This window comes from Polaromonas sp. (assembly GCF_029945685.1).
Lineage (GTDB): Bacteria > Pseudomonadota > Gammaproteobacteria > Burkholderiales > Burkholderiaceae_C > Polaromonas.
Genome location: NZ_JAQSDA010000004.1, coordinates 24,977 through 45,886, shown reverse-complemented (window position 1 = coordinate 45,886; position 20,910 = coordinate 24,977). Strand labels below are relative to the sequence as shown.

Annotated in this window: 20 protein-coding genes; 11 read left to right on the top strand and 9 right to left on the bottom strand. The window is 64.0% G+C overall.

Annotated elements, in window-relative coordinates:
* Window positions 1–102 precede the first annotated feature (102 nt).
* The 3 genes from PSV26_RS02165 to PSV26_RS02155 all read right to left on the bottom strand — a co-directional run bounded on the left by PSV26_RS02165 (window position 103) and on the right by PSV26_RS02155 (window position 3,861).
* Window positions 103–1,683 (bottom strand): ABC transporter substrate-binding protein, encoded by a 1,581-nt coding sequence (locus PSV26_RS02165; RefSeq protein ID WP_300512183.1) that lies wholly within the window; start codon window positions 1,681–1,683, stop codon window positions 103–105.
* A 163-nt stretch (window positions 1,684–1,846) separates the two neighbouring features.
* Window positions 1,847–2,656, bottom strand: a complete 810-nt coding sequence (locus tag PSV26_RS02160) for a DUF3047 domain-containing protein (RefSeq protein ID WP_300567120.1) — start codon at window positions 2,654–2,656, stop codon at window positions 1,847–1,849.
* Between the two features lie 107 nt (window positions 2,657–2,763).
* Window positions 2,764–3,861, bottom strand: a complete 1,098-nt coding sequence (locus tag PSV26_RS02155) for a porin (protein ID WP_300567117.1) — start codon at window positions 3,859–3,861, stop codon at window positions 2,764–2,766.
* A 302-nt stretch (window positions 3,862–4,163) separates the two neighbouring features.
* Between PSV26_RS02155 and PSV26_RS22625 the strand changes: the two genes are divergently transcribed.
* Both PSV26_RS22625 and coq7 read left to right on the top strand, forming a co-directional pair.
* Entirely contained in the window at window positions 4,164–4,448 is a 285-nt protein-coding gene (locus PSV26_RS22625; RefSeq protein ID WP_366945954.1) for a type II toxin-antitoxin system prevent-host-death family antitoxin, read from the top strand.
* Between the two features lie 8 nt (window positions 4,449–4,456).
* Window positions 4,457–5,074 (top strand): 2-polyprenyl-3-methyl-6-methoxy-1,4-benzoquinone monooxygenase, encoded by a 618-nt coding sequence (coq7, locus tag PSV26_RS02145; RefSeq protein WP_300567111.1) that lies wholly within the window; start codon window positions 4,457–4,459, stop codon window positions 5,072–5,074.
* A 67-nt stretch (window positions 5,075–5,141) separates the two neighbouring features.
* On the opposite strand, the gene PSV26_RS02140 is transcribed toward coq7, so the two are convergent.
* Complete coding sequence (locus PSV26_RS02140) at window positions 5,142–5,612, bottom strand: OsmC family protein (RefSeq protein WP_300567108.1); 471 nt, start codon at window positions 5,610–5,612, stop codon at window positions 5,142–5,144.
* A gap of 257 nt (window positions 5,613–5,869) precedes the next feature.
* Here PSV26_RS02140 and ilvA point away from each other — a divergent pair, with 257 nt between their 5' ends.
* From ilvA to PSV26_RS02110, 6 genes are read left to right on the top strand one after another with little or no spacing between them, the layout of a single operon-like run.
* Window positions 5,870–7,483 (top strand): threonine ammonia-lyase, biosynthetic, encoded by a 1,614-nt coding sequence (gene ilvA / locus PSV26_RS02135; protein ID WP_300567105.1) that lies wholly within the window; start codon window positions 5,870–5,872, stop codon window positions 7,481–7,483.
* A gap of 11 nt (window positions 7,484–7,494) precedes the next feature.
* A complete protein-coding gene (locus PSV26_RS02130; protein ID WP_300567102.1) occupies window positions 7,495–7,740 on the top strand; it encodes a cysteine-rich CWC family protein in 246 nt (81 codons plus the stop codon).
* Window positions 7,703–8,836 (top strand): nicotinate-nucleotide--dimethylbenzimidazole phosphoribosyltransferase, encoded by a 1,134-nt coding sequence (cobT, locus tag PSV26_RS02125; protein WP_300567099.1) that lies wholly within the window; start codon window positions 7,703–7,705, stop codon window positions 8,834–8,836. The genes PSV26_RS02130 and cobT overlap by 38 nt, the downstream gene beginning before the upstream one ends.
* A gap of 10 nt (window positions 8,837–8,846) precedes the next feature.
* Window positions 8,847–9,695: an adenosylcobinamide-GDP ribazoletransferase gene (locus PSV26_RS02120; RefSeq protein ID WP_300567097.1), complete on the top strand. Its 849-nt coding sequence runs from the start codon at window positions 8,847–8,849 to the stop codon at window positions 9,693–9,695.
* Entirely contained in the window at window positions 9,692–10,258 is a 567-nt protein-coding gene (locus PSV26_RS02115) for a histidine phosphatase family protein (RefSeq protein ID WP_300567094.1), read from the top strand. Before PSV26_RS02120 ends, PSV26_RS02115 begins: the two co-directional genes overlap by 4 nt.
* Before the next feature lie 13 nt (window positions 10,259–10,271).
* Complete coding sequence (locus tag PSV26_RS02110) at window positions 10,272–11,348, top strand: 5'-nucleotidase (RefSeq protein ID WP_300567092.1); 1,077 nt, start codon at window positions 10,272–10,274, stop codon at window positions 11,346–11,348.
* Window positions 11,349–11,350: 2 nt separating this feature from the next.
* Here PSV26_RS02110 and PSV26_RS02105 read toward each other — a convergent pair whose 3' ends face one another.
* On the bottom strand, window positions 11,351–12,157 hold the full coding sequence (locus tag PSV26_RS02105) for a crotonase/enoyl-CoA hydratase family protein (protein ID WP_300567089.1): 807 nt from the start codon (window positions 12,155–12,157) through the stop codon (window positions 11,351–11,353).
* 109 nt (window positions 12,158–12,266) lie between these two features.
* On the opposite strand from PSV26_RS02105, the gene PSV26_RS02100 reads away from it, so the two are divergent.
* Window positions 12,267–14,105, top strand: a complete 1,839-nt coding sequence (locus tag PSV26_RS02100) for an ABC transporter ATP-binding protein/permease (protein ID WP_300567085.1) — start codon at window positions 12,267–12,269, stop codon at window positions 14,103–14,105.
* 52 nt (window positions 14,106–14,157) lie between these two features.
* Here PSV26_RS02100 and queC read toward each other — a convergent pair whose 3' ends face one another.
* From queC to PSV26_RS02085, 3 genes are all read right to left on the bottom strand, one after another.
* Window positions 14,158–14,880: a 7-cyano-7-deazaguanine synthase QueC gene (gene queC, locus PSV26_RS02095; protein ID WP_300512201.1), complete on the bottom strand. Its 723-nt coding sequence runs from the start codon at window positions 14,878–14,880 to the stop codon at window positions 14,158–14,160.
* 48 nt (window positions 14,881–14,928) lie between these two features.
* Window positions 14,929–17,052, bottom strand: coding sequence for a TonB-dependent receptor (locus tag PSV26_RS02090; RefSeq protein WP_300567082.1), 2,124 nt, complete (start codon window positions 17,050–17,052; stop codon window positions 14,929–14,931).
* A gap of 95 nt (window positions 17,053–17,147) precedes the next feature.
* On the bottom strand, window positions 17,148–18,437 hold the full coding sequence (locus PSV26_RS02085) for a D-amino acid dehydrogenase (RefSeq protein WP_300567080.1): 1,290 nt from the start codon (window positions 18,435–18,437) through the stop codon (window positions 17,148–17,150).
* Between the two features lie 347 nt (window positions 18,438–18,784).
* Between PSV26_RS02085 and PSV26_RS02080 the strand changes: the two genes are divergently transcribed.
* A complete protein-coding gene (locus tag PSV26_RS02080; RefSeq protein ID WP_300567077.1) occupies window positions 18,785–19,687 on the top strand; it encodes a LysR family transcriptional regulator ArgP in 903 nt (300 codons plus the stop codon).
* Window positions 19,688–19,748: 61 nt separating this feature from the next.
* Window positions 19,749–20,225, top strand: coding sequence for a peptidylprolyl isomerase (locus PSV26_RS02075; protein ID WP_300567073.1), 477 nt, complete (start codon window positions 19,749–19,751; stop codon window positions 20,223–20,225).
* Window positions 20,226–20,260: 35 nt separating this feature from the next.
* Here the strand turns inward: PSV26_RS02075 and PSV26_RS02070 are convergent, their stop codons facing one another.
* A complete protein-coding gene (locus tag PSV26_RS02070) occupies window positions 20,261–20,602 on the bottom strand; it encodes a zinc ribbon domain-containing protein YjdM (protein ID WP_300567070.1) in 342 nt (113 codons plus the stop codon).
* Window positions 20,603–20,910: the final 308 nt, after the last annotated feature.

Below are 20,910 nucleotides of genomic sequence, written 5' to 3'. Positions count from 1 at the left end.
ATGCTAGCAGAGCAAGCACTGTGCCGACACCGGGGTTTCCTTTAGACCTAAAGAAAATACCTGCAAAAAAGGGCCCCGGAAGGCCCTTCTTTGTGAGCTCGCTCAGTTGACCTTGATCAGCCGCCAATCGAGCCGGTTGTCGGCGCGGTGCACGACATCAATATTCTTCTTCATCGCCCACGGAATGATCTGGTTGTGCAGGGGAATATGCGAGACCGTGTCGTTCGACAGTTGCAGGGCCTCGGTCAGCAGGCGATTGCGCACCGGCAAATCGGTTTCCACCTTCACGCGGTCCACGATGTAGTCCATGCGCGGGTTGCTGTAGCGGCCGACGTTGTAGTTGCCGTCACCGCCCGTGCCCACACTGCGGACGAGCGACTGCAAACTGTAAAGGGCGTCAAAGGTAGGCACGCCCCAGCCCAACATGTAGATGCTGGCTTCGTAGCGCTGGATCATCGGGAAATAGGTGACCAGCGGCAAGGTGCGCAGCTTGGCTTTCACACCGGCTCGTGCCCACATCGCGGTCACTGCCTGGCAGATTTCCTCGTCGTTGATGTAGCGGTTGTTGGGACAGGCAAAGTCCACCTCGAAGCCGTTGGGGTAACCGGCCTGGGCAAGCAGCTTTTTGGAGGCCTCGGGATCGTAAGGGTGACGCTTGTGCACGCCTTCGGTCCAGCCGTTGACCTGCGGCGCCACGATCGCTCCCGTCGGCTGGCTCAGGCCGCGCATGGTGACGCGCTGGATGGCACTGATATCAATCGCCTGGTACAAGGCCATGCGCACGCGCTGATCCTTCAGCGGATTCTTGCCCTTGATATTGGAGCCGGGCAACTCTTCGCGGAACTGGTCCATGCCGAAGAAGATGGTGCGGTTCTCGATGCCGTCGATGACCTTCAGGTTGCCGGTGCTGCGCAGCCGGCCCAGATCCTGGATGCTGGGGTCGAGGACAAAATCAACTTCGCCCGACAACAGGGCGGCAACCCGCGTCGCTTCCGATTTGATCGGTGTGTAGACGACTTCGGTCACATTGGATTCGTTCTTGCCCCAGTAATTGGGATTTGAAACCAGCACCAGCTTCTGGTCGGGTTGCCATTCCTTGACCATGAAAGGGCCGGTGCCCATGGCATTGCGGTGTGCGAAGGTTTCGTCCTTGGCGCGGATGTCCTTGGGTTCGGTCGATTTGTTTTTCTCGGCCCACGCCTTGCTCATGATGCGCAGCTCGGTCAACTGGTTCAGCAGCACCGGGTTCGGACCCTTCATCATGATGTCCACGGTCGAATCGTTGACCTTGACCACCTTGTCGATGCCCTGGGTATAAACCGCATAGTTGGAGGTTTTGGCCGTCGCACGGGTCAAGGAGAAAACCACGTCATCCGCCGTGAGCGGGGTGCCGTCGCTGAATTTCACACCGGTGCGCAAGGAAAAGCGAACCTGCGTCGGCGAGACGTCACGCCAGGAGGTGGCGAGCTGTGGCTCCACCTTGAAGGTGCGGCTGTTGTAGTAAACCAGCGAGTCGTAAACGGCCGCGTGAACGCCGTTGCCGAGCGCATTGTTCTGCGAGTGGATGTCGAACGTGGGAATGTCGCTCGCGCTCGACCATCTGAAGGTCTTGGCCTGCACGGCAGGCACCAGAGCAAACGACGCGGCTGCCGCGGCAGCGATGAGAAGCGGGTGAAATTTCATGGTTATCTCTCTGGAAAGTAAGCGACAAATATACAACCGGCCCATGAAGGTAAAGCAAGGGTTTCCCCCTGAAATGGGCTCGCTGAACATGCGTGACGCACCGCACTGGGCGCTTGAGATTCGCGCCCGCCGGGGGCTTGCAACTCCCAGGCCAGGCAAGCGGCTAACGCGCCTGCGCGACCTTGGCGGCCTTGGCGAATGTGACCGGCCCATACCAGGCCGAGGTCTTGGAACGGGTGTTGTCGCTGTCGGTCATGAGGCCTATGCCCACCAGCGCGCCAGGCGCTTCGCCGAAGGTCTTTTCATAGTCAGCACGAATATCGCGCTCGTAGTCAACCCATTGGCGCAGCTTGCCCGCGCCGGATTCCACGACCAGTTTGCGTATCCTGTCGGTGCGCGGATTGACAATCACGGTGCCCGGCGCACGCGTGTTGCACCACACGTACATCAGCGTGGCATAAGGCAGCTCCTCGCCGGTCAGCGCACGTGCCAGCTCGGACAGCATGGCGTTCTTGCTGGAGAACTTGCTGCGGTCGCCTTCAAACACCAGCACCACGCGTACCGGCGAATCATCGGCCTCACGCAGCGCCATGTCGGCTTGCGCAATCAGCTCGGGCACCTTCCATGAAAAGCGTACGCTGGCAAGCTCATCAGGCTCGACCCGCAGCAGCTGGCGCACCATGCTCGCAGACGAACTGGACGTGACCGACATCGCGTCGCGCCCGTCCTTGCGTTCATAACGAAAGTGGCTGGGTTGCTTGCCCGGAAAGGGATGGTGTCGCCACTCTGGCGCGACTCCGTTTCCGGCGGACGCGGTCACCCATGGTGAGGCGCTGAGCACGGCTGGTGCAGCTGGGGAAGCTGGGTTGGCCGGCGGCACCAACGATGCACAACCCGCCAGTTGCAGCAAAGCCAATAACACCATGCCACCCATCAGGCCGGTCCACCGTCGTTCCCTGTCAACTTGCGTCATCAACAACTCCCCATAGCGGTACGGATCCGGATTTTCCATGAAAAAAGCCGCCCGAAGGCGGCTTTTTAATCTTTCTTGATTGAAGCTGGCACAAGACCAGCCATCAATTAGAAGGAGTGCTTGATACCGAAGTCGTAACCGGTCGAACGTGCGTTCGCTGCGGTCACGGCGCCGTTCAGAGCCTGGGCTGCGCCGCCGCTGTTGGTCACGCGAGCGAACGTGGTGTACAGAGCCGTACGCTTGGACAGGTTGTGCACATAACCCAGAGCCCATTTTTTGGACTTAGGTGTACCAGCAGCGTCGGTCTTGTAGGTGGAGTAAGAAGCGCGGATCTGGCCGGCACCCATTGGGACCAAAGCACCGATCAAAGCGCCCTTGCCCGTCACCGAGGTGGGGGTAGAGTCAACTTTGTCACGGGTCACCAAAGCCATGGCTTGGGCGACGCCGAAGTCGAACGAACCACCGAGGTTGGTGGAGCGGATTTTGCCAGTGGTAGCAGTCGGAGCAAACTTGGTGCTGGCCGTTGCCAGAGCCACGTTGACAGGACCGTTGGCGTAGCCGAGGCGGATGGCAGAACCGTTGCCGTCTTTTTCAGTTGCTGCACCGTTCTTGTTGTTCTCACCCATGTAGGCCTGGAACTGGCCGTAGAAGCCGCCCAGATTGCCTGGCAGGAAGTAGCCGACGCTGTTCGAAGCGCGGACACCAGTCAGCGCATTGCCACCAATGCTGGAGCTCAGGGTCTGGGTGGTGCCCACACCGTTGGTGCCGAACGGATCAAACACGGTCTGGTTCCAGAACTGTGGCGTGTAGTCACGGCCCAGACGCAGTTCACCCAGGCCGCTGGCCAGGCTGACGGTCGAACGACGGTTGAAGGTCAGACCTTGTGTACCGGCAGTAGCTGCACCAGTACCAGTCGTTTGGTTGTTGGTGTTGGTAACGTCGCCCGTACCATTGTCAGGGTTGATACCGGCTTCCAGCCAGAAAGAAGCGGACATGCCACCGCCGAGGTCTTCCGTACCACGGAAGCCCAAACGGCTGGAGTTGTAACCAGAGTCGGTAATCTGGCTCTTGCTGGAAGAACCAACGCCGGAACCGGAGCCGTGAGCGTAGTTCACGTCAACAACGCCGAACAGGGTCACGGAAGACTGGGCCGAAGCCACGCCAGCAGCAGCCAGGATAGCCAAAGCGACTAGGGATTTTTTCATTGCGAGTTTCTCCAAGGTTAAACATAGGGCTCCAGGATTTTGGATCCCCGGGCCAACCTCCATTTAGGAAGTTGTATGTATTGCACCAGAGGCTGAGAGCTTTCGCAAAGGAATTGGCCCGATAAATTCAATTCCGTTGCACCCCTGCAACAAACCGAAAAAACCCGTGAAGCGGCATTTAGCCGTGTTTCAAACCCTGGCCATCGTCGCCACTCATGTACTACAATTTGTACTACTTTTTAGAAAGATCATCCGGGCCGGAATTCAGGCGCCATTGAGTGCTTGCCGGCCCACCATTGCCCATGAAGTTCCAGCTGATCTCGCTGCGCGACGCCAACCAGAATTTTTCCAGGCTCATCGCTTCTGTCGAGCGTGGAGAGGCTTTCTGCATCACCCGGCGCGGGCAGGAAGTGGCGCGGCTGACACCGTTGCCCCCGTCTGCGCCCATGGAAAAGTCGCCTGGCATGCAGGACCCCTTGCCCACCGAAATAGCCATGCTGCACGCGTCCCTTGCAGAGCGTGTTCGTCAGCTGGAGGCCCGGCTGGATAAAATTTCAACTGCACTTTCACCGACTGACAAGCGATAAACACCCCCATGGATGCTCTGATCACCACCGCCGACAGCGCCCTGCGCACCCTGTTTGCCACACCCCGCGCCAGCCGCACCTGCCCGACCGTGCCTGCACAGGGCACCGAGCTGAGCGCCGCGGACAAGGCGCTGGCCGGCGCGCTGATGCGGGTCAACCATGTCGGCGAGGTCTGTGCGCAGGCGCTGTACGCCTCGCAGGCGCTGAGCACACGCAACCCCGTTTTGCGCCAGCACTTCCTGGAGGCCAGCAAGGAAGAAGGCGACCACCTGGCCTGGACGCGTGAGCGGCTCGATGAACTCGGCGACCGCCCCTCCTTGCTGAACCCGCTGTGGTACGCCGGGGCTTTCGGGCTGGGCCTGCTGGCGGGCCGTCTCGGTGACCGGGTCAGCCTGGGTTTTGTGGTGGAGACGGAGCGGCAGGTCGAAGCGCACCTGGCCAGCCACCTGGAACGCCTGCCAGAGGGCGACCATGCCTCGCGCGCCATCGTGGCGCAGATGAAGGACGACGAGGCCCGTCACGCACAGGAAGCGCAAAGCGCCGGGGCATTTGCATTGCCCGCGCCGGTGAAGGCCATGATGCGGGCCGCGGCCAAGGTCATGACCACCACTGCACATCACATCTAGATTGCTATCTTTTCGATAGCTGTCGGCGCTTTTTCCACCGGGGCTACAGCCCGATTTAGCCTCAAACTCAGGATTCGACCAGCTCAAAGCTGGTGGTGATGTCAGCCGTTTTTCCGAGCATGATGGTGGCCGAGCAGTATTTGTCGCGGCTCATGGCAATCGCGCGTTCGACCGCACTGGCCGCGATGCCACGCCCCGTCACGACAAAATGCATGTGGATTTTCGTGAACACCTTGGGGTCGGTCCCGGCCCGTTCGGACGTGAGCCTGACGGTGCAGCCGCGCACATCGTGGCGGCCGCGTTTGAGGATCAACACCACATCGTAGGCCGTGCAGCCCCCGGTGCCGGCCAGCACGGTTTCCATCGGGCGCGGCGCCAGGTTGGCGCCGCCATTTTCCGGCTTGGTCGCGTCAGGTGCGCCATCCATCACCAGCGTGTGCCCACTGCCGGTGGTTGCCAGAAAACTCATGGCAGAGCCAGAAGTTGTTGTTGTGCCCGTGCTGGCAGGGGGGCCGGTCCAGCTCACTGTGCATTCCATGAATTGCCATCCTCAAAAGTCAGAAATAGAAAAGTCAGAAATAGTTGTCAAAAGTAGCAGCGAATGTTTATTTTTCGCAACAGATCATTGTTGCAGCGCAACATGCCTCCGCTATACTGAAATCATCGCATGAACACAGCCTTGTTTTCATGCACCCCTTGTCTCCTCCATCCCTGAAAGGGTGGATTTACAGGCCCAGACCGCAAGGTCTGGGCCTTTTTTCTTGCCCACTATGATGTCGGGTTGCGAGAAAACACATGCCCACTCCCCCCCGACCCGCTCCCCGCCGTTCACCCGGCACCCCCCGGCCATCGACCGCCGGGGCGCTCACACCCGCCGACTACCTGAAAAAAATCCTGACTGCACGCGTCTATGACGTGGCGGTGGAGTCCGCCCTGGAGCCAGCGAAAAACCTCAGCCGCCGGGTGCACAACACGGTGCTGCTCAAACGCGAAGACCAGCAACCGGTGTTCAGCTTCAAGCTGCGCGGCGCCTACAACAAGATGGCGCACCTGAGCGCTGTCCAGCTCAAGAAGGGCGTGATCTGCGCCTCGGCCGGCAACCACGCACAGGGCGTAGCCCTGGGCGCGCACAAGCTCGGTACACGCGCCGTCATCGTGATGCCGGTGACCACGCCGCAGGTCAAGGTCGATGCCGTCCGTGCGCTCGGCGGCGAAGTGATCCTGCACGGCGACAGCTACTCGGATGCCCATCTGCACGCCGTCACGCTGGAGAAAAAAAATGGTCTGACCTTTGTGCACCCGTTTGACGACCCGGACGTGATCGCCGGCCAGGGCACGATCGCCATGGAAATCCTGCGCCAGATCCAGACCATAGGCAAAGGCTCGCTCGACGCGGTGTTTGTCGCCATCGGTGGCGGCGGGCTGATTTCCGGCGTCGCCAACTACATCAAGGCCGTGCGCCCCGAGGTCAGGATCATCGGCGTGCAGATGAACGATTCCAACGCGATGGCCCAATCGGTGGGCGCCGGAAAACGCGTCACCTTGCCCGATGTGGGCCTGTTTGCCGACGGAACGGCCGTCAAGCTGGTGGGCGAGGAAACCTTCCGCATCAGCCGCGAGCTGGTGGACGAATTCATCACCGTGGACACCGACGCCGTCTGCGCCGCCATCAAGGACGTGTTCATCGACACGCGCAGCATTGTCGAGCCCTCGGGCGCCATGAGTGTGGCCGCCATCAAGCAGTACGTGGCCACGCACAAGACCAAAGGCGAGACCTACGCGGCCATCCTGTGCGGCGCCAACATGAACTTCGACCGCCTGCGTTTTGTCGCCGAGCGCGCCGAGGTCGGCGAGGAGCGCGAGGCGCTGTTTGCGGTGACGATTCCTGAGGAGCGCGGCAGCTTTCGCCGGTTTTGCGAACTGATCGGCGAGCTGCCCGGCGGCCCGCGCAGCGTGACCGAGTTCAACTACCGCATCAGCGATGCCAGCCAGGCCCACGTGTTTGTCGGCCTGACCACCCACGGCAAGGGCGAGAGCATCAAGATCGCCAACAATTTCAGCAAACACGGCTTCAAGTCGCTCGACCTGACGCACGATGACCTGGCCAAGGAACACATCCGTCACATGGTGGGCGGCCACAGCGCCCTGTCGAAGGACGAACGCCTGCTGCGTTTTGTGTTTCCCGAGCGGCCCGGGGCGCTGATGAAATTCCTGGGCGCCATGAAACCCGGCTGGAACATCTCCCTCTTCCACTACCGCAACCAGGGCGCCGACTACGGCCGCATCCTGGTCGGCCTGCAGGTGCCCAAGACCGACAACAAGGCCTTCAAGGCATTTCTCGACACGCTGGGCTACCCGCATGTGGAAGAGACCGACAACCCGGTCTACCGCCTGTTCCTGCAAAGCTGACAGGCCTGGTCATGACTGCGGCAGGCGCATCCCTTCCCTCCAATGCATCGTGCCCCCGTTGCGGTGCGGCTTTTCGCTGCGGCATGGTGGGAGGGGACGCCGAATGCTGGTGCGTCAAGCTGCCCCATGTCATGCCCGTTCCCTCCTCCAACCCATCGTCCTCAATCGGCACGTCGGAAGCCTCCTGCTTTTGCGCCGCCTGCCTCCAGAAAATCACCGATGACCGACAACCAGACCTTTCTCCTGCCCGCGATTGAATCGACCGCCGACGCGGCGCTGGCCGCGCGCCTGCAACACAGGATCGACCAGAAGACCAAGCCGCTGGGCGCACTTGGCCAGCTCGAAGCGCTGGCGCTGCAGCTCGGCCTGATCCAGCGCAGCGAGGCCATTTCCTTCCATGCGCCGCAAATGGTGGTGTTTGCTGCCGACCACGGCATTGCCAGCGAGGGTGTGTCGGCCTTCCCGCAAGCCGTGACGGTGCAGATGGTGGGCAACATGCTGGCCGGTGGCGCCGCCATCAATGTATTTGCGCGCCAGCATGGCTTTGCGCTGCAGGTGGTGGACGCTGGCGTGGCCGCCGATCTGGCCGACCACCCGCAGCTGCAGCAGCGGAAAATCGCCCCGGGCACGCAGAACATATGCGAAGGTCCTGCCATGTCGCCGGCGCAGGCCCGCGCGGCGCTGCAAGCCGGCATGGATGTCATGCAGGGTCTGCCCGGCAACGTCGTGGCCTTCGGCGAGATGGGCATTGCCAACACCTCGCCCGCCGCCCTGCTGCTGGCGCGGCTGGCCGGCCTGCCGGTTGGCGACGTGGTCGGGCGCGGCACCGGTCTGGACGATGCGCAACTGGCCCACAAACAGGCTGTGCTGCAACGTGCCCTGGCCCGCCACGCCGATGTGCGTGAACCACTGGCCGTGCTGGCGGCGCTGGGCGGTTTCGAAATCGCCATGATGGCCGGCGCCATGCTGCAGGCCGCCAGCGAACGCCGCGCGGTGCTGGTCGATGGTTTTATTGCCGGTGCCGCCGCGCTGGTGGCCCGCGCCCTGGTGCCGCAGGTGCGAGACTACCTGGTGTTTTGCCACCGCTCGGCCGAGCGCGGCCACCAGCTGCTGCTGGCGCATCTGCAGGCGACGCCGCTGTTGGACCTGGACATGCGCCTGGGCGAAGGCACGGGCGCCCTGCTCGCCTGGCCACTGCTGCAATCGGCGGCGCTGTTCATGGCCGAGATGGCGAGTTTTGATTCGGCCGGGGTCAGCGGTAAAGCCGAAGCCCCCACGCTCGTCACTGCGTGTACTTCGCTGCCCCCCGAGGGGGCGCATTTCGCCTTGGGGCGGCCCGGCGGCGAAACCTGAACCTGCAAATATGTTGCAGTTCATTCGCCACTACCTGCTGGCCGTCCAGTTTTTCACCCGCATTCCGGTGACCGGCGCGCTGGCGGCGTGGACCGGCTACAGCCCGGCCATGCTGCGCGCCAGTGCCGCGCACTTCCCCGGCATCGGCTGGCTGGTCGGCGCCGTGGCGGCCGGCGTGTACAGCCTGCTGATGGCGCTGCTGCCCGCCACCGATTTCGCATCGCTGGTGGCCGCCGTGCTGTCCACGGCGGCCACCGTGCTGTTGACCGGCGGCTTCCACGAAGACGGGCTGGCCGACGTGGCGGACGGACTGGGTGGCAGTTACGAGCGCGACCGCGCCCTGGAGATCATGAAGGACTCGCGGGTCGGCGCTTTTGGTGCAATGGCACTGGTGCTCGCCTTGCTCGGCAAGGTGGCGCTGGTGACGATGCTCGGCTCGGTCGAAAGCGCGCTGTCCGGCGCGGAGGAAACGTCTGCCGACCTGCCCCTGGACGGCTGGCTGGTCGCCGCCGCGCTGTTCGCCGCACATGTGGTCTCGCGCACCCTGCCGCTGCTGCTGATCCGCGTGCTGCCGCATGTCGGCGATGCCGCGGGCTCCAAGTCCAAACCCCTGGCCGACCAGATCACGCTGACCAGCCTGGGGGTGGCGTTCGTATGGGCATTTTTGGCCCTGGCCCTCGCCAGTTATGCGCTGCCAGCTATGAGTTTGATAGTAGCCTGCAGCTTCTCCGTGATCGCCCTGCTGTGGATGGGCCGCCTGTTCTCGCGCCGCCTGCAGGGTTTTACCGGCGACTGCCTGGGCGCCACGCAGCAGGTCTGCGAGATCGCTTTTTACCTCGGCCTGGCCTTCACTTTATGACCCTCTGGCTGGTGCGCCACGCGCAGGTCCTGCTGGCGCCGGGCACCTGTTACGGCGCGCTGGATGTGGCGGCGGACCCGGCCGCGACGCAACAAAGCGCCACGGCCTTGGCCGCCGTGCTGCCCACCGGCGCACGCATCCTCACCTCACCGCTACAAAGATGTGAGCAGCTGGCGCAGGCGCTGATTTGGCTGCGGCCCGATTTACCCCTTCAAACCGACGCCCGGCTGCAGGAAATGAACTTCGGCGCCTGGGAAGGCCGGCGCTGGAGCGACATCACGCGCAGCGACATCGACGCCTGGATGGCCGACTTTGCCGGCCACACCGTCGGCGGCCATGGCGAAAGCGTGCACGCCGTGATGGCGCGCGTGGCCAGTGCTTTCGATGAACTGCCGGCCGGCCCGCCCACCGTCTGGATCACCCACGCCGGCATCATCCGCGCCGCGCAGTTGCTGGCCGGCGGCACCCGCGAAGTCACGCGCGCCGACCAGTGGCCGCTGGACGCGACGGCCTGCGGCCAATGGCGCACACTTGAGCTATCGTTGAGCCCACCCCCACAGTAAACAGGTAAACCCCATGGCAGCAACTCTGGACGGACAACTGGTGGTGGCGATTTCATCGCGCGCGCTGTTTGATTTCGAGGAAGAAAACCGCGTCTTCGAGGATGGCCTGGGCCAGCCGCCCGCGCCCGGCACCAAACGCGATGCCGCCTACATGCAGCTGCAGCTGGACCGGCTCGACGTGCCGGCCAAACCCGGCGTGGCCTTTTCGCTGGTCAAAAAGCTGCTGGCCTTCAACGACGCGCCCGACAGCCTGGACGAAGAACTGGCCCCCACGCTCGTCGCTTCGCGAGCCTACGGCGGTTCGCTGCCCCTTTCATCGGGAAAAGGGGCTGATTTTCCTAGGGGCGGCCCGTCGGAAAATCCTGCGCCCCCCAGCACGTCTAAGCTGGCACAGCGCGTCGAGGTCGTGATCCTTTCGCGCAACGACCCGGTCTCGGGCATGCGGGTGTTCCGCTCGGCCCAGCACTACGGCCTGGCCATCCAGCGCGGCACCTTCAACCGTGGCGAGCCGCCGTGGCGCTACCTCAAACCGCTGCACGCCAATCTTTTTCTGTCCACCCACCTGAGCGACGTGCGCGAGGCGCTGGCCGCCGGCGTGCCTGCCGCGCAGGTCTATCCGCAGTCGGCGCACGCCAGCGACCAGCATCCCCACGAGGTGCGCATCGCCTTTGACGGCGACGCGGTGATTTTTTCCGACGAGGCCGAACGCGTGTTCCAGGCGCAGGGCCTGTCGGCCTTCCAGGCGCATGAACGTGACAAGGCCGCGCAGCCGCTGCTGGCCGGGCCTTTCAAGCCGCTGCTCGAAGCGCTGCACCGGCTGCAGCAGGTCGGCACCTCGCGCATGCGCATACGCACGGCGCTGGTCACGGCGCGCAGCGCGCCGGCGCATGAACGCGCGATCCGCACGCTGATGAACTGGAACATCGAGGTGGATGAAGCCATGTTCCTGGGCGGCCTGGCCAAGGGCGAGTTTTTGCGCGAGTTCGAGCCGGACTTTTTCTTCGACGACCAGACCGGCCATGTCAACGCGGCCTCGCAGCATGTGCCTTCCGGCCATGTGGTCAGCGGCGTCTCCAACCCGCTGTCCTGAGCTCAGCGTCCCTGAAACTGCGCGGCGCGTTTTTCCACAAACGAGCGCACACCCTCTGCCGCGTCCTCACTGCGCGCCAGCCCCTGCTGCACGGTGATGAAGTCCTGCATGGCGGCCAGCGGGCCCTGCTCCACCGCCTTGAGTGCGTTTTTTCGCGTCGCCACCACCGCCAGCGGTGCCTGTGCGGCAATCGCTTCCGCGATACGCAAAGCCTCGTCCAGCGCCTGCCCGGCGGGCATCACCTTCTGCACGAAGTTCAGCCGCAGGGCCTCGGCACTGCCGAACTCGTCGCCGGTCAGCAGGTGCAGCAGCGCATTGCCCAGGCCGGCACGTTCGGCCATGCGCAGTGTGGCGCCGCCGGTGGCCATGATGCCGCGCTTGACCTCGAGTTGTGAAAACCGGCAATCGTCGGCGGCCACCACGATGTCGGCCGCCAGCATCAGCTCAATGCCCAGCGTGAAAGTGATGCCCTGCACCGCGACCACCATGGGTTTGCTGCGGCGGCGGTAACCTTCCATGCCCAGATTGAGCGGATCGACCAGGCCCAGCGGCACGGCTTTTTCGCCGCGCTGCATCAGCGGCGCAATCGTCGGCAGGTCCAGCCCGGCGGTGAAATGCTCGCCCAGCGCGTGTAACACGCCGACACGCAGCGCCGGGTCGTCGTCCAGCAGGGTGTACGCCTCGCCGAGCTCGCGGAACATCTTCGGCGTGAAGCCGTTGCGCTTGGCCGGGCGGTTGATGGCGATCAGCAGCAGGGGGCCGCGCACGGTGCAGTCGATGCTGCCTTCGGGGGACGTGGAGGTGGTCATCCGGCCATCCTAGCGAGTTCCGCCCCGGCGGCCATTCACCCACGCGACAGGGTGCGGCACTACACTGGCTGCCATTTCCGCCTCCTTCAATCCTCCAAGGATGACTCCCATGCCCCAGACGCCCCTGGCTCCCACCGTGCCCGGCAAGTTCGCCGCCTTCAAGGACTTCTGCCGCAAGGCCTGGGCGCTGACCCGGCCCTACTTCGCGTCCGAAGACAAATGGAAGGCGCGCGGCCTGCTGCTGGCCATCGTGCTGCTCAACCTCGGCGCGGTCTACATGCTGGTGCTGCTCAACGAATGGAACCGGGTGTTTTACGACGCGCTGCAGGACAAGAACCAGCCTGTGTTCTGGGAGCAGCTCGGGCGCTTCACCTACCTGGCGTTTGCCTTCATCATCATCGCGGTCTACCGCTTTTACCTGACGCAGCTGCTGGAGATCCGCTGGCGCGCCTGGATGACGACCCACTACCTGCAGCGCTGGCTGGCCGACCATGCCTTCTACCGGATGGAGCTGGCCCGCTATGCGATCAATGCCGCGAATGGCGCGAATGGTGATGGGGGCAATGGCACGGCGGCGCCGGACAACCCCGACCAGCGCATCCAGGAAGACCTGAACCTGTTCACCACCTACACCATCTCCCTGAGCATGGGCCTGCTCAACGCCGTGGTGACGCTGCTGAGTTTTGTCGGCATCCTGTGGGGCCTGTCGGGGCCGTTTGGCTTCACGCTGGGCGGCACCAGCTTCAACATTCCCGGCTTCATGGTCTGGATGGCGGTGCTGTACTGCGCGGTCGGCAGCATCATCACGCACTACATCGGCCGGCCGCAGATCCGGCTCAATTTCCTGCAGCAGCGTTACGAGGCCGACTTCCGCCACCACCTGGTGCGGGTGCGTGAGTACAGCGAATCGATTGCGCTCGACAAGGGCGAAACGGTCGAGCGTGTGCACCTGGAAAGCCGCTTTTCCACCGTGCTGGGCAACTACCTGACCCTGATCAAGAAGCAGAAAAACCTGATCTGGTTCACCAACTTCTTCGGCCAGGCCGCCGTGGTGTTTCCCTTTGTGGTGGCGGCACCGCGCTTTTTCAGCGGCGCCATCCAGCTCGGGCAGCTGATGCAGATCTCGTCGGCCTTCGGCCGCGTGCAGGACTCGCTGAGCTGGTTTGTCGACAACTACAGCAGCCTGGCCGCCTGGCGCGCCACCACCGACCGCCTGACCAGTTTTGAAGAGAGTTTTACGGCTCTGGCCCAGGCGCAGCGGGCGCAAACAGCTATGAATTCAGTAGCAACTAACAGCACCTCCACCAGCCTGGACACGCAGGACCTGACCGTGGCCCTGCCCACCGGGGCAGTGCTGCTGGAAGGTGTCACGCTGCATGCCGACGCCGGCGAGAACGTGTTGATCAAGGGCCCGTCGGGCAGCGGCAAATCGACGCTGTTTCGCGCGCTGTCCGGCATCTGGCCCTTCAGCCGCGGCTCTACCCGTCTGCCGGCCAACACCATGTTCATCCCGCAACGCCCTTACTTTCCGAACGGCAGCCTGCGCGATGCGCTGGCCTACCCGCAACCGGCCGCCAGCTACAGCGACGCGCAACTGCGGCAGGCGCTGGAAGACGCCCTGCTGCCCAAGCTGACACAGCGGCTGGACGATGAAGACGCCTGGAGCCAGAAACTCTCGGGCGGCGAACAGCAGCGCCTGGCGATCGCCCGCGTGCTGCTGAAAAAGCCCAGTTGGCTGTTTGCCGACGAAGCCACCAGCGCGCTCGACGAGGACGCCGAAAAAACACTGTATGAACGGCTGCTGGCCCAGACCCGGCAAGCAGGAGGCGCTATTATTTCCATAGCACACCGACCCACGGTGGCGGCGTTTCACGGCAAGCGCTGGGAGCTTGAGAAGCAGCCTGAAGGCGCAGCCGCGCTGTACCGGCTGACGGAAACCCGCGCGTAAGCATTATCCTTTTCTCCGTTCGCCCTGAGCTCGTCGAAGGGCTTCGACAAGCTCAGCCCGAACGGGTGGGTGCCTGCGGCAACCCCGCCCTGTAAGCCGCATACCCCCGCAAGCGCAGCTCGCAGGCCGGGCACTGGCCGCAGCCATAACCCCAGGCCTGGCGGTGTGTGCGATCGCCCAGGTAACAGGTGTGGGTGTGCTCAATGATCAAGTCCACCAGCGCCTGGCCGCCCAGCACTTCGGCCAGCGCCCAGGTCTCCGCCTTGTCGATCCACATCAGCGGGGTCTCGATCAGGAAGCGTTTGTCCATGCCCAGCGACAAGGCGAGCTGCATGGCTTTCATGGTGTCGTCGCGGCAGTCGGGATAGCCTGAAAAATCGGTTTCGCACACGCCGGTGACCAGCACTTGCAGGTCGCGCCGGTAGGCCAGCGCCGCCGCCAGCGTCAGGAACAGCAGGTTGCGCCCCGGCACAAAGGTGTTGGGCAGGCCCGAACTTTCCATCTTGAAGGCCGTATCGCGCGTCAGCGAGGTTTCACTGACCTGCCCCAGCACGGCAAGGTCCAGAAAATGATCCTCGCCAAGCCTGGACGCCCACTGCGGAAACTGCGCCCTGATTTCGCGCAGCACCACCAGGCGCGCCTGCAACTCGACGCTGTGGCGCTGGCCGTAGTCAAAACCCACGGTTTCCACGCGCTGGTATTTAGACAGTGCCTGAGCCAGGCAGGTGGTGGAGTCCTGGCCACCGGAGAACAGGACGAGGGCGGTGGTGTGCATGGGGAAAAGTCGGAGCGTTGTGCGGGAGAGCTTATTGTGCCGCGCCGCCTAAAACCGGTAATTCGCCGACACGCTCAACACGTGGTTTCGGCCGGCTGCCGGCTCGAAGTAGCGGCCATTGCCCTCGTTGACGATGACCGAGCCTGCGTAGCGGCGGTTGCTCAGGTTGTCAATGCGCGCCGAAGCCGACAGGGTCCAGCGATGGATCTCGGCCACGTAGCCAACATGGGCGCCCAGCACCACAAAGGACGCCGCCACGTCGCTGTTGACATCGTTGACGGCCACGCTGCCGAGGTAACGCGCGTCCATGCCGGCACGCCAGCCGGTGGGCGGCCGCCAGCCGAACTCGCCGGCCAGTGCATGGCGCGCGGTGCCGGGGAGGCGGTTGCCCGCTGCCACCACGCCGCCTGGACAGAGGCTGGCGTTGACCGGGCAGGCAAAGGCGTCGCGGTAGCTGGCGTCCAGCAAGGTGTAGGACAGCTGCGCCAGCCAGTGCCGTGCGGGCGCGATGCTGCCTGCCAGCTCCAGCCCGCGCCGGCGTGTGGCACCCGCGTTGCGGAAGGTGCTGCGGCCGCCGACATTGGACTGCGTGACGATTTCGTCCTGCGTGGCCGTATGAAAGACAGCCGCCGTGGCCTCGATGCGTGGCGCTGAGCCGGTGGCGCTGCGCCACTTGGCGCCGGCTTCGAGGTTGTCGCTGCGTGAGGGCTGCAGTGCAAAATTCAGTCCGGTGCCGGCCGGCCGGTAAGCCAGTTCATTGAAGGTCGGCGTTTCGAAACCACGCCCGGCGGCCGCGTAGAGCCGCCACTGCGCCGACGGCGCATACGTGAGGCCGGCCGCTGGCAAGGTGGCGCGGTAAGACACGCTGCCGCTGTCGTCGCCATTGGTGCCGAAGATGTAGCGGTCCGCGGAACTGAAACGCACCAGGCTGTGGCGCACACCGGCGTTCACGGTCCAGTGCGGAGCAGGCTTCCAGGTGGCTTGCAGGTAGGGGTCCAGGCTGGAAACGCGGTTGTCTTCCTCGCGCCGCAAGGCGCCCTGCACGCCAAGTGTTGTTCCCTGGAAGTTCTGCCAGCCGCGCCGCGTTTCCTTCATCGCGTCATACGCCAGGCCGCCGACGATCTCCAGCGGACGCTGTGCCAACAGGGTGCGGGTGGTCCAGCGCAGGTCCAGCCCGCCGTAGTCGCGCGCCAGGCCGATCACGCCGCCGGGGTGCAGGGGGTTGGCCTGCACACCCGTGGGGATGGCCTGGAACTGGGTGGTGGCCCGCTCGCCGCCGTACACCATCAGGCGCAGCTGGTTGCCGGCATCGACCCGCTGCTCGTAGAGCGCGCCGAGCTGGTTCTGGCGCACCGTCTTGCGGGTGTTGAAGGTGGTGGCCGAGGCGTCGGCGCTGCTCGGGGCCGCATCGAACTGCGCGCGGCTCAGGCCCAGCGGATCCTGCGCCTCCACCGACAAGGTGTTGGCGAGCAGGGTCAGCTTGCGATCGTTGTCCAGCGCCCAGTCCATCCGCAGGTTGGCTCCCTCGCGTGTTGCCGCGCTGTGGTCGCGATACCCATCGCTGCTCAGCCGACCGGCGCTCAGCACATACCCCAAGGCGCCGGCGGCACCGCTGGCCTTGATGTCGAAACGCCGGAGGCCGTGTGAGCCGCTCGCCGCGCTGCTGCCCAGCACCGGGCTGCCCTGCCCTTCTTCGGTGAAGACCTGCAAAACGCCGCCGGACGAATTGCCGTACAGCGCCGAAAACGGGCCGCGCAATACTTCCAGGCGTCCGACCGAGGCCAGGTCAATGTGCGAGAGCTGGCCTTGGCCATCGGGCATGGTCGCGGGAATGCCGTCCACGTACAGGCGCACACCCCGCACGCCGAAGGTCGACCGTGCGCCAAAGCCACGCACCGACAGTTGCAGGTCCTGCGCCTGGTTCTGCCGGTCCCGCGCCAACAAGCCGGGCACCAGCGCCAGGCTTTCCGACAGGTTGACCTGAGCGCGCCCATCGCCACGAATACGTTCGCCGTCGAGTACATCGACCGAGGCCGGCACGTCGAAGGGCGCCAGTTCGGTGCGGGTGGCGGTGACGCTGATGGGTGCCAGCGTCTGGGCGCTGGACGGGACAGCCACGGCCAGGGTCAGGCAGGCGATGACAGGGGAGAGGCAGGAGCGGGCAGATTTCACAACAGGACAGGCGCGTTTGTTGCGCTGATTCTGCCTTCAGGTGGGCCCGACTGACCTGCCCCCGTCCACATGCCCCTGCGAAGTAAAGATAAAGATCAAACCCCGAGGAAGCCAAACCTCAGTTCTGGCCGCTGGCCGTCGATCAGCTCGGCGATGGCCTTGCCCGATCCGGCACCGTGGGTCCAGCCCAGCGTGCCGTGGCCGGCGTTGACCCAGAGCTTGCCGACGCGGGTACGGCCTATGCACGGAATGTTGGTCGGCGTCGCGGGGCGCAGGCCGGCCCAGAAGTTGGGCTGGCCGCCCTGGGCTTCATTCCGGGTGTCGCACACGCCCGGCAGCACCTGCTCGATGCGATCGGCCAGCATCTGGCAGCGCGCCCTGGCCAGTGGCGTGTCCAGCGACAGGTCGTAACCGGCCACCTCGATCGTGCCGGCGACACGCAGGGTGTCGCCAAGACGGCTGATGGCGCACTTGACCTCGTCGTCGATGGTGCTCACCCAGGGCGCGCGTTCGGGCTTGAGCAGCTTGAAGGTGGCGCTGTAGCCCTTGCCGGGGTAGATGGACAGATCCACGCCGGCCGTGCGCAACAGTGGCGCAGACCAGGAACCGCAGGCCACCACGTAGGCGTCGGCACGCCACGTCAGCAACTCGCCGGTGCTGCGCTGCCGGAGCTGGAGCGCGCTGACCTCGCCGCCGGTTTTTTCCAGCCGCACGATGTCGTGGCCGTAGACAAACTGCACCCCGGCCGCTTCGCAGCGTTGCGCCAGTTCCTGGGTGAAGACCCGCGCGTCACCGCTTTCGTCGCTGGCGGTGTAGGTGCCACCCACGATGTGATCGGCAAACGATCGGTAGGCCGGTTCAATGACAAACAGCTCGCTGCGGCTGACCACCCGGCGGTCCACACCAAAACCCCGCATCAGCGCGGCGGCCTGCGCGGCCGCGTCAAACGAAGCCTGGTCGGTGTAGTAATGCGCGATGCCGCGCTCGAGCCGGTTGTAGACAATGCCGGTGCCCTGCACGATGTCCTTGAGCGCCGCGTGGCTGTAAACGCCCAGCGCCACGATCTGCTCGACATTGCGGCGAAAGGCTGCGTCGGTGCACTGGCCCAGGAACTCCAGGCCCCAGCGCCACTGGCGCCAGTCGAGCGTGGGCCGGAACAGCAGCGGCGCATCGTTGCGAAACATCCACTTGAGCAGCTTGGCGGGTGCCTGCGGGTTGGCCCAGGGTTCGCAGTAACTCACGGAAATCTGCGCGGCATTGGCAAAACTGGTTTCCATGGCCGCGCCGCTCTGGCGTTCCACCACCGTCACCTCGTGCCCGCGCTGCGCCAGATGCCAGGCCGTGCTGACACCGATGATTCCCGCGCCCATGACAATGATTTTCATGGGCTAGGGCCTGTTCACACTATTTATACAAGTGCGAACGTGGTTAAAACAGCGCCAATCTAGGCGCGCGACGACGCTCAGCCTGGGCGGCTGGGCTAGGAGTGCAACGACGAGTGGTGCTGTTTTAACCATGTTCCCTTCGGGTTGCGGCCAAAAAGGCCATGCGCAGCGTTGCAAAGCCCTGCCGGGCGCCAGCCCGGCTGCGTTTTGCGCCTCGCGCATGGCCTTTTTGACTCGCAACGCACCTTGCATAAATAGTGTGAGCAGGCCCTAGTCTGGCTGCGCTTGCCGCAAATGAACAGCCTCGTTAAACTCTTTGGCAAATCATTAGGACGGCTAATAAGTCTATGTACGATCCGCTTGCCCTCGAATGCCTGGCCGCCATTGTTGAAGAAGGCGGTTTTGAGCGCGCCGCCCAGCGCCTGAACGTCACGCAATCGGCCATCTCGCAGCGCCTGCGGGTGCTGGAGGGCCAGGTCGGCGCCATCCTGATCGTGCGTAGCCGGCCGCTGAAAGCCACCTCGGCCGGCAAGCTGCTGCTCAAACACACCCGCCAGCTGCGCCTGATACGCGCCGACCTGGAGCGCGACCTCAAGGAGCTGGCGCCGGGCCTGTCGGGTGGCGTCCGCGAGGAAGAGCGCATCTCGATTGCGGTCAACGCGGACAGCATTGCCAGCTGGGCGCTCGATGCCCTGACCGGCCTGGTCAGACAGGGTCTGCCGGTCGAAATCATGGTCGACGACCAGGATTTCACGCACGACTGGTTGCGCCAGGGCCATGTGCTGGGCTGCGTCACCACCCTGAAACAGGCCCTGCGCGGGTGCAAGGTGGCCCAGCTTGGTGCCATGCACTATGTCGCCGTGGCCGAACCGGCGTATGCAAAAAACCATCTGCCCGGCGGGCTGGACGCGTCGAATTTTCGCACCCTCACCTACGTGGCTTTCAACCGCAAGGACGACATGCAAAGCGAATTTGTCGCCCGGGCGGTCGGCCTCAAGCGGGTCTCGCTGAGCCAGCTGTTTGTTCCCAGCTCCGAGGGGCAGCTGCGCGCCGCACTGGCCGGATGGGGGGTCAGCGTGTTGCCGGAACTGCTGGTGCGCGGCTTGATCGACGACGGCGAGCTGGTCAATGTCGCGCCCCAGCACACCCTGCCGGTGCAGCTGTTCTGGCACTGCTGGAACCTGGAGTCGGCCGTGCTGGACTCGATTTCCGCCGCCCTGACCGCCGAAGCCGACAGGCAGTTGCACTGAGACACTGAGCCCGGCCGTCTTTGCGCGAAAATGGGGTTTTGTCACCCCACCAAGACCCGTCATGAACATTGAAAAAGACACCGCCGTCACCCTGCGCTTCAAGGTCTCCGAAATCGGGGGCAAGCTGATTGAAGAAAGCAAGGAACCCATGGTTTACCTGCACGGAGGTTATGGCAACACCTTGCCAAAAATCGAGGAAGCACTGGAAGGAAAAACGCGCGGCTACCAGACCACGCTGGAACTGCAACCCGAAGACGCCTTTGGCCTGCGTGATGAAGCGCTGCTGCGGACCATTCCCAAAAGCCAGTTCCCGCCCGGCGTGAAAGTCGGCGGCCAACTCGAAGGCCGCGACAACGACGGCAAGGCGCATGCCTTTACCGTGACCAAAATCAAGGGCGACACGGTCATGATGGACGGCAACCACCCGCTGGCCGGCAAGGCCCTGCGTTTCAGCCTGACCGTCACTGATGTGCGCAAGGCCAGCGAAGAAGAAATTGCTCACCGCCATGTGCATGGCGAGCACGGGCACCATCACTGAACCGAACGGTCAGGCGCCAGATCAGGCGGGCCGCGTCAGGCCTTTCTGAGGTAACACGCCTTGAGCATGAAGCTGCCGGCGTCCATCTTGCAGTCCACCTCATGGTCGCCGCCGACCAGTCGGATGCTCTTGACCTTGGTGCCCATCTTGAGGGTGATGGACGAGCCCTTGACCTTGAGGTCCTTGATCAGCACCACGGCATCGCCGTCGGCCAGCACCTTGCCGTTGCTGTCCCTGACCACGGCGTTTGTATCGTCGTCGGCCGCCGCACTTTCGACCATCGACCACTCGTGTCCGCAGTCGGCACACACAAGGTTGTCGCCATCAGGGTAGGTATTTTCCTGGCCGCACTGGGGGCAGGCTGGTGTATTGGGCATATGTTCACTCCACCGTCACGCTTTTGGGAAGATTGCGCGGCTTGTAGTGATCACATCAGGTCGCTGCGCGACACGAGAGCTCCCCCAAAACCAAAAACCTGGCGGCCGCGCCGGGCGGCATTTCTTGCCGCCGCAAATCCGTCATTCTACGGTGACGCTCTTCGCAAGATTGCGCGGCGTGTGGTGATCACATCACGTCGCTACGCGACATGAGTGCTCTCCCAAACCCCTAAGTGCTATTCCGCGCAATTGAAGTCGTAAACAGGCCTCCTGTGCGCATGCCCCTGAGGGTCAATCAGCGAAACCTA

Excerpts from the sequence above, each read along its gene's own strand:
- PSV26_RS02165 (WP_300512183.1), bottom strand. The coding sequence starts at position 1,683 with ATGAAATTTCACCCGCTTCTCATCGCTGCCGCGGCAGCCGCGTCGTTT.
- PSV26_RS02160 (WP_300567120.1), bottom strand. The coding sequence starts at position 2,656 with ATGACGCAAGTTGACAGGGAACGACGGTGGACCGGCCTGATGGGTGGC.
- PSV26_RS02155 (WP_300567117.1), bottom strand. The coding sequence starts at position 3,861 with ATGAAAAAATCCCTAGTCGCTTTGGCTATCCTGGCTGCTGCTGGCGTG.
- PSV26_RS22625 (WP_366945954.1), top strand. The coding sequence starts at position 4,164 with ATGAAGTTCCAGCTGATCTCGCTGCGCGACGCCAACCAGAATTTTTCC.
- coq7 (WP_300567111.1), top strand. The coding sequence starts at position 4,457 with ATGGATGCTCTGATCACCACCGCCGACAGCGCCCTGCGCACCCTGTTT.
- PSV26_RS02140 (WP_300567108.1), bottom strand. The coding sequence starts at position 5,612 with ATGGAATGCACAGTGAGCTGGACCGGCCCCCCTGCCAGCACGGGCACA.
- ilvA (WP_300567105.1), top strand. The coding sequence starts at position 5,870 with ATGCCCACTCCCCCCCGACCCGCTCCCCGCCGTTCACCCGGCACCCCC.
- PSV26_RS02130 (WP_300567102.1), top strand. The coding sequence starts at position 7,495 with ATGACTGCGGCAGGCGCATCCCTTCCCTCCAATGCATCGTGCCCCCGT.
- cobT (WP_300567099.1), top strand. The coding sequence starts at position 7,703 with ATGACCGACAACCAGACCTTTCTCCTGCCCGCGATTGAATCGACCGCC.
- PSV26_RS02120 (WP_300567097.1), top strand. The coding sequence starts at position 8,847 with ATGTTGCAGTTCATTCGCCACTACCTGCTGGCCGTCCAGTTTTTCACC.
- PSV26_RS02115 (WP_300567094.1), top strand. The coding sequence starts at position 9,692 with ATGACCCTCTGGCTGGTGCGCCACGCGCAGGTCCTGCTGGCGCCGGGC.
- PSV26_RS02110 (WP_300567092.1), top strand. The coding sequence starts at position 10,272 with ATGGCAGCAACTCTGGACGGACAACTGGTGGTGGCGATTTCATCGCGC.
- PSV26_RS02105 (WP_300567089.1), bottom strand. The coding sequence starts at position 12,157 with ATGACCACCTCCACGTCCCCCGAAGGCAGCATCGACTGCACCGTGCGC.
- PSV26_RS02100 (WP_300567085.1), top strand. The coding sequence starts at position 12,267 with ATGCCCCAGACGCCCCTGGCTCCCACCGTGCCCGGCAAGTTCGCCGCC.
- queC (WP_300512201.1), bottom strand. The coding sequence starts at position 14,880 with ATGCACACCACCGCCCTCGTCCTGTTCTCCGGTGGCCAGGACTCCACC.
- PSV26_RS02085 (WP_300567080.1), bottom strand. The coding sequence starts at position 18,437 with ATGAAAATCATTGTCATGGGCGCGGGAATCATCGGTGTCAGCACGGCC.
- PSV26_RS02080 (WP_300567077.1), top strand. The coding sequence starts at position 18,785 with ATGTACGATCCGCTTGCCCTCGAATGCCTGGCCGCCATTGTTGAAGAA.
- PSV26_RS02075 (WP_300567073.1), top strand. The coding sequence starts at position 19,749 with ATGAACATTGAAAAAGACACCGCCGTCACCCTGCGCTTCAAGGTCTCC.
- PSV26_RS02070 (WP_300567070.1), bottom strand. The coding sequence starts at position 20,602 with ATGCCCAATACACCAGCCTGCCCCCAGTGCGGCCAGGAAAATACCTAC.